7 protein-coding genes are annotated in these 6,467 nt (G+C 35.5%); 4 read left to right on the top strand and 3 right to left on the bottom strand.

The genetic code is table 11. The annotated features are described in order from the left end of the window. Positions 1-53: 53 nt before the first annotated feature. Positions 54-1,031 (top strand): polyprenyl synthetase family protein, encoded by a 978-nt coding sequence (locus WFK35_RS19340; RefSeq protein ID WP_271161704.1) that lies wholly within the window; start codon positions 54-56, stop codon positions 1,029-1,031. A 54-nt stretch (positions 1,032-1,085) separates the two neighbouring features. Here WFK35_RS19340 and WFK35_RS19335 read toward each other — a convergent pair whose 3' ends face one another. Further along, positions 1,086-1,883 carry a hypothetical protein gene (locus WFK35_RS19335; RefSeq protein WP_336733992.1) on the bottom strand — a complete coding sequence of 266 codons (798 nt, stop codon included), beginning with the start codon at positions 1,881-1,883 and terminating at the stop codon, positions 1,086-1,088. A 185-nt stretch (positions 1,884-2,068) separates the two neighbouring features. Further along, on the bottom strand, positions 2,069-2,365 hold the full coding sequence (locus tag WFK35_RS19330) for a hypothetical protein (RefSeq protein WP_228427557.1): 297 nt from the start codon (positions 2,363-2,365) through the stop codon (positions 2,069-2,071). A 134-nt stretch (positions 2,366-2,499) separates the two neighbouring features. Between WFK35_RS19330 and WFK35_RS19325 the strand changes: the two genes are divergently transcribed. The 3 genes from WFK35_RS19325 to WFK35_RS19315 all read left to right on the top strand — a co-directional run bounded on the left by WFK35_RS19325 (position 2,500) and on the right by WFK35_RS19315 (position 6,349). Beyond that, positions 2,500-4,932 carry an alpha-ketoacid dehydrogenase subunit alpha/beta gene (locus WFK35_RS19325; RefSeq protein WP_336733995.1) on the top strand — a complete coding sequence of 811 codons (2,433 nt, stop codon included), beginning with the start codon at positions 2,500-2,502 and terminating at the stop codon, positions 4,930-4,932. A gap of 89 nt (positions 4,933-5,021) precedes the next feature. Beyond that, positions 5,022-5,756, top strand: coding sequence for a class I SAM-dependent methyltransferase (locus WFK35_RS19320; protein WP_336733990.1), 735 nt, complete (start codon positions 5,022-5,024; stop codon positions 5,754-5,756). A 275-nt stretch (positions 5,757-6,031) separates the two neighbouring features. Continuing rightward, the gene (locus WFK35_RS19315) at positions 6,032-6,349 is read left to right on the top strand and encodes a hypothetical protein (RefSeq protein ID WP_336733988.1); all 318 of its coding nucleotides are present in this window, start codon (positions 6,032-6,034) and stop codon (positions 6,347-6,349) included. Here WFK35_RS19315 and WFK35_RS23305 read toward each other — a convergent pair. Continuing rightward, complete coding sequence (locus WFK35_RS23305; RefSeq protein ID WP_442892088.1) at positions 6,318-6,419, bottom strand: DUF6814 family protein; 102 nt, start codon at positions 6,417-6,419, stop codon at positions 6,318-6,320. The two genes, WFK35_RS19315 and WFK35_RS23305, sit on opposite strands and share 32 nt — an antisense overlap. Positions 6,420-6,467 lie beyond the last annotated feature (48 nt).

The following is a 6,467-nucleotide window of genomic DNA, read 5'->3' as shown; positions in this document are numbered from 1 at the left end:
CCGAAAAAAATTATCTTTGTGGGAATTAATAATTTATCTCTTATTCAAAGATTGTGGCGAACACCGTTGAAGAAATCAAGCGACCGATCAATGAGGAAATGAAACTTTTCGAGCAGAAGTTTTATGAATCCATGCAGAGCAAAGTACCTTTACTAGATAAAGTCACTCGTTTTATCGTTACCACAAAAGGAAAGCAGATGCGTCCGATGTTTGTCTTTCTCTGTGCAAAATTAGTCGGCGATGTCAACGAAAAAACATATCGCGGAGCCTCCATGATCGAGCTGATTCACACCGCAACTCTGGTTCATGATGATGTGGTGGATGAAAGTTTTAAACGTCGCAATTTCTTTTCAATTAATGCGTTGTGGAAAAATAAGATTGCTGTTTTGGTGGGAGATTATCTTTTATCCAAATCTGTTTTATTATCCACAGATCATAAAGACTACGATTTATTAGGCGTTATTTCAAGAACCATCCGCGAAATGTCTGAAGGTGAACTTCTTCAGCTGGAAAAAGCCAGAAAACTGGATATTACGGAAGATGTATATTATGAAATTATCCGTCAGAAAACAGCTACTTTAATTGCTGCGTGTTGCGAAATCGGCGTCTTGTCGAATAATGCAGACGAAGTTCTGGCTAAAAAAATGATGGATTTCGGAACCTATACCGGAATGGCTTTCCAGATCAAAGACGACCTTTTTGATTATTTAACTTCAAACGTCATCGGAAAACCTGTAGGAATTGATATCAAAGAGCAGAAAATGACGCTGCCACTGATCCATACTTTGAAAACAGCAAACGAGAAAGACCGCAAATACTATTTCAATACCATTAAACGTTACAATAACGATCAGAAACGCGTAAAAGAGCTGATTAATTTTGTTAAAAGTTCCGGAGGTCTGGAGTATGCGATTACCGTAATGAAAGACTTTCAGCAAAAAGCAATTGATATTCTGAACGAATTTCCCGATTCTGAAGCAAAAAAATCATTGCGGATTATGCTTGATTACGTAATTGAAAGAAAATTTTAAATAAAATATAATAAGCCGGAAAATCCGGCTTATTATATTTTATTGAGACGCAGATTAAATCTTCTGAATTGTTACGCTTGTTACATTTCCGCTTCCCGTACTTCCCGTTTCTGTCGCTAAAACAGTACAGTTCTGATTCGGAGCTGCTGTAAAACGTACCTGATAACCCGCAGTTGGAATCACAAGCAGTGTTGTATAATTCATAAGTTCACCCACTGAACCGGAAGTTGCCACTGCATTATAATGACTGCCTCGTCCTAAATAATCAGCATCCGGAACCGGTCTTATTCCAATCAGCAATTGAGTTCCTGCAGGAGCATTTACAAAACTTGCCTGTAAAGTAATCAGATAATTTCCTGCCTGATTGAATGTTAAAACTCCTGTAGTTGTGTTGTAAGAATAATAAGGGGAAGTTGATAGAGGAGTACCAAATAATAAAGTTGTAATAGAGGAATTGGCGTTCTGATTAGCGGTTAGCCTTGCGTGAAATAACGAGTACGCATTGAAATTTATGGTTTTTAAAACACCGTTTGCATCTGCAACAACCACCCTGTCTGTTCCTCCAATGCCAATGTTTGAATTGATGTTGCGAATTCTCGCATTACCTGTTACAATATCTAATTTTTCTGTGGGAGCAACAGTTCCGATACCTAAATTTCCAGATGAAGTAACGGCTACGTCGTTAGATTGCTGTGCAGCAGTCGGTGTTCCCGTGGCTGCATTATCTCTGGCGCCGTCTACATGAAAGGTGGCTTGAGGATTACCCGTATTTATGCCTACTTGTGCGAATGTTGTTCCGGAAAGGGCACAGAATAAGAATAAGCCAACTGACTGAAATAATGATTTTTTCATGATCCTTTTAAATTTGTGAATTTTTTTCAAGATCGTCAAAATGTATGCCGTGTTATTTGTGAATTTTAAGCTGAAATATTAAATAAATTATTGATAATTTTTAATTTATATATTTTATTTGGTTTTATCTTTTTATTATTGATGATAATTTAAATATAATTGAATATTAATTATTTTATTTAAAGTTAAATTATTTTCACTGTCACAATAATTACAGCCAGAACAATGCAAAATAAAGCGATTAAAAATAAATAATCCGCAATAGTTTCAAATCTGAAAGAACGTCTTTCATGTTTCGATCTTATAGCCAGAAAAGAAAAAAAGCAGCTGAAGGCAAAAAACAGACAGGCAACTCCGGCGAACTCGTCCAAATGCGTACTGTGGCTGATTTTTGATATCTTTAATGATGTGATGATTACCAGAGAAAACCCCAGAAGATTACTCGATGCATTAAGGATATGAGACGATTTTTTCTCCATCATTTACAAATTTATTCCAAGATAAACACAATTTATTTTATTATCAAATTTTTAAAAAAGATTATTAAAAATTAAAATTAATTTAAAAAGTGTATATTAGCAAAATACTTCAAAATAAAAATATTTAATATTTGGCTATGCAGACAACCTATATTGAAACACAGCAAATTTCCTTTCAAGATTTTAAAAATCAGATACTTGAAGATTATAAATTAGGAAGGATTTCTCGTGAAATGTCCTACTTGGGAAGAAGAGAAGTTCTTACGGGAAAAGCTAAGTTTGGTATTTTTGGGGATGGAAAAGAGCTTCCTCAGCTTGCAATGGCGAAAGTTTTCAGAGATGGAGACTTCCGTTCGGGATATTACAGAGATCAGACCTTTGCATTGGCTGTAAATGCGTTGACTGTTGAAAGTTTTTTTGCACAATTGTATGCAGATACTAGCGTGGAAAGAGAGCCTGCTTCAGCCGGAAGACAGATGAACGGTCACTTTGCGACAAGAAGTTTAAATGAAGACGGAAGCTGGAAAGACTTAACGGCTCAGAAAAATATCTCTTCCGACATTTCTCCTACTGCAGGACAAATGCCTAGATTATTAGGGTTGGCTCAGGCTTCTAAAATTTATAAAACCGTAAAATTCGAAGGCTCTGAAAAGTTTTCCAGAGAAGGAAACGAGATTGCTTTCGGAACAATCGGGGATGCTTCTACAGCGGAAGGACATTTCTGGGAAACTCTGAATGCAGCCTGTGCGCTTCAGGTTCCAATGGTAGTTTCGATCTGGGACGACGGGTACGGAATTTCTGTTCCTACGAAAAACCAGAGAGCAAAAGCCGATATTGCTGAAATGCTGAGCGGTTTCCAGAGAAAAGAAGGAGAAAACCAGGGATGTGAGATTATTCAGGTGAAAGCTTGGGATTATCCTGCGCTTTTGGATGCTTATGCAAGAGCAGAACAGTTTGCAAGAGTAGAAAGTGTTCCGGTAGTGGTTCACGTGATTGAAGTTACACAACCTCAAGGTCACTCCACTTCAGGATCTCACGAAAGATATAAAAATGAAGAGCGTCTGGCTTGGGAATCTCAGTTTGACGGCTTGGTAAAATTCAGAGAATGGATTTTGAATTATTCCATCGAAATTGAAGGAAAAGAAGAAGTTCTGGCAACAGCAGAAGAACTGGATGCTATTGATAATGAAGCTAAAAAAACGGTAAAAACAGGTCAGAAACAGGCTTGGGAAAATTACCAGAAAACAATTACAGATTTAATCGGTTCCGTTTTACCTTTGGTTGAAAATCTTAAAGGTCAGAATGCTGAAATTGAAAATTATATCAGCCAGTTCAATAAACTGGTTTCAAAAGCGAAGAAAGACGTTTTCCATTTGGTAAGAAAATCTTTACTGGCGACAAGAGGAGCAAATTCTGCGGAAAGAAACCAACTGATGCAGAAATACAACGAGATTTTTGAGGTTGAAAAAGACAATTATTCTTCTCATTTATATTCTCAGTCTAAGTGGAAAGCGGAAAACGTAAAGGAAATTAAGCCCATTTATTCCGACGCTTCTGAAGATGTGGACGGAAGAGTAGTGGTAAGAAACAATTTCGATAAAATATTCGAAAAATATCCTGAAACTTTAGTTTTTGGTGAAGATGCCGGAAATATCGGTGACGTAAATCAGGGTCTTGAAGGAATGCAGGAAAAATACGGTGATGTTCGTATTGCCGATACCGGAATCCGTGAAGCAACCATTCTAGGACAGGGAATCGGAATGGCAATGAGAGGTTTAAGACCAATTGCCGAAATCCAATATCTTGATTATATTCTGTACTGTTTACAGGGAATGAGCGATGATCTGGCAACCGTTCAGTACAGAACAAAAGGAGGGCAGAAATCTCCGGTTATTATCAGAACGAGAGGTCACAGACTGGAAGGAGTTTGGCATTCAGGTTCTCCGATGGCGGGAATTCTTAATCTTTCAAAAGGAATTCTAGTATTGGTTCCGAGAAACTTAACCAAGGCTGCCGGATTCTACAACACCATGCTTCAGAGCGATGATCCGGCTGTAATCGTTGAATGTTTAAATGGGTACAGATTGAAAGAAAAGCAGCCTGATAATTTAGGTGAGTTCACTGTTCCTGTCGGAAAAATCGAGGTAACAAAAGAAGGAAAAGATGTTACTTTGGTTACTTACGGTTCTACATGGAGAATTGTAATGGAAGCAGCTGAAGAACTTGAAAAATTGGGAATTTCTGCGGAAGTAATTGATGTTCAGTCATTAATTCCTTTCGATTTAACACATGAAATTGCAGAATCTGTAAAGAAAACAAGCCGATTGGTCGTAATCGACGAAGATGTGGAAGGCGGAACTTCAGCATTTATTCTTCAGCAGATTTTAGAAAAACAAAAAGCGTTCAGATTCTTAGATTCTGATCCGTTGACAATTTCTGCAAACGATCACAGACCCGCTTACGCAAGTGACGGAGATTATTTCAGCAAGCCTTCTGCGGATGATATGGTTGAAAAAATCTATGCAATGTTTAACGAAACAAATCCTCAGAAATATCCTGCGATATTTTAATTGAGATTTTAGATAATTTTGAAACCGCTTTCTTTTTGGAGAGCGGTTTTTTTGTTAGGAATTTGTAAATTAGATTTTAAAGCCTATTTATGAAAATTACAAAACTTGTCATTCTCTTTAATTATCAAAAAATAGTACTTGGGTTTATTGTTTCGATTCTTCTTTGTGCATTATCATTTTGGATTAATTCAACTCCGGTTATTTTAATATTAAGAATATTAAGCGCACTTATCATAATAAATATTTTTGCATCACTTCTCGCTTCTTACATTTTATATGATCATTCAGATTTGTACGAATTAAAGAAGTTAAAAGGGATTGTAGATTGGAATAAAACAGAAAATGCAATTTTAGTTCACGCAAGCTTTGATCCTTTGTCAAAACGATTGGAAGAAAAATATCCGGATTTGAATTTAACGGTTTGTGATATTTTTGGAAATCGTCACGAACAGGAAAAAGGAATAGAAACTTCAAAGAAAGTATTTCCACCCAATCCGAAGGAAATAAAAATCAAACCGGATCATCTTCCTTTTGAAAATGAATCTCAGGATGTAATTCTTGCTATAACTGCACTTCACGAAATTTTAGATCACGATCAAAGAGTTTTATTTTTCAAAGAAGCGAAGAGAATTTTAAAAGATGATGGCGTAATCATTGTTTCAGAACAATTTAGAGATCTGACAAATTTTCTTTTCTTTAACATCGGAGCTTTTCATTTTTTAAGTCAAAAGCAATGGAAGAGAGCTATTTCTGAAGCTGGTTTGAAGATTATTGAAAATAAGAAAATTACGCCTTTTGCTAATATGTTGACTTTAAAAAAGTAAATTTTTTTGATTGTCCGTTTATTAACCTAAAGCTTCGACAGGCTCAGCTTGACATTGCAAGAAATCAAGCGTTTAGTATTAGAGGTGTCACACTGAGCTTGTCGAAGTGCCTGTTATAAATAATTGATTTTCATATCAGTGCATAGTGATAGGTTGTTTAACGGATATTCAAAAATTTTTAGAAATATCCTGCGATATTTTAAATAAATTTTAAAACTGCTTTCTTTTGGGGGTGGTTTTTAATTTATATTTGTTTAACCATTAAACTAAAAGTTATGAAATTAAAATTTTCATTTATATATCTTTTATTAATAGTTACAAGTTGTAAAAATGAAAGGAAAGAATTGCTTTTAGCAGACAGGGAAGCTCTCTTAGGTTGGGTTTATCTGAAAATGTATGATGATGAAAGTTTTGAATTTATTTCTCAAGGGATGATGAGAGATAAAGATGTCTACATAGGAAATTATGAGTTTAAGAATGATACTCTTTACTTTAAATATAATGATTCAGTTCCAAAAGCTGGTTCAAAAGCAGTAATTGATAATGATTTTGTGAGTTATATTAATGGAAGTTATCCTGAAAGTTTACTGTAATTCCGAAATATCCTACAACTAATGCAATGGCGATCCAGAGTACGCCTAATATTTTTTTTAGTCCGTTCATTTTAGTAGTTTTAAAATTAATAAATTTTTAAGTGATTCCGGGCTTAAT

Source organism: Chryseobacterium sp. VD8 (assembly GCF_037149975.1).
Lineage (GTDB): Bacteria > Bacteroidota > Bacteroidia > Flavobacteriales > Weeksellaceae > Chryseobacterium > Chryseobacterium indicum.
Note: the sequence above shows the minus strand (reverse complement) of the source record. Positions and strands in the feature narration are given on the sequence as shown.

Bases quoted from the DNA above. Each gene is read 5' to 3' on its own strand.
- WFK35_RS19335 (WP_336733992.1), bottom strand. From the start codon at position 1,883: ATGAAAAAATCATTATTTCAGTCAGTTGGCTTATTCTTATTCTGTGCC.
- WFK35_RS19330 (WP_228427557.1), bottom strand. From the start codon at position 2,365: ATGATGGAGAAAAAATCGTCTCATATCCTTAATGCATCGAGTAATCTT.
- WFK35_RS19325 (WP_336733995.1), top strand. From the start codon at position 2,500: ATGCAGACAACCTATATTGAAACACAGCAAATTTCCTTTCAAGATTTT.
- WFK35_RS19320 (WP_336733990.1), top strand. From the start codon at position 5,022: ATGAAAATTACAAAACTTGTCATTCTCTTTAATTATCAAAAAATAGTA.
- WFK35_RS19315 (WP_336733988.1), top strand. From the start codon at position 6,032: ATGAAATTAAAATTTTCATTTATATATCTTTTATTAATAGTTACAAGT.
- WFK35_RS23305 (WP_442892088.1), bottom strand. From the start codon at position 6,419: ATGAACGGACTAAAAAAAATATTAGGCGTACTCTGGATCGCCATTGCA.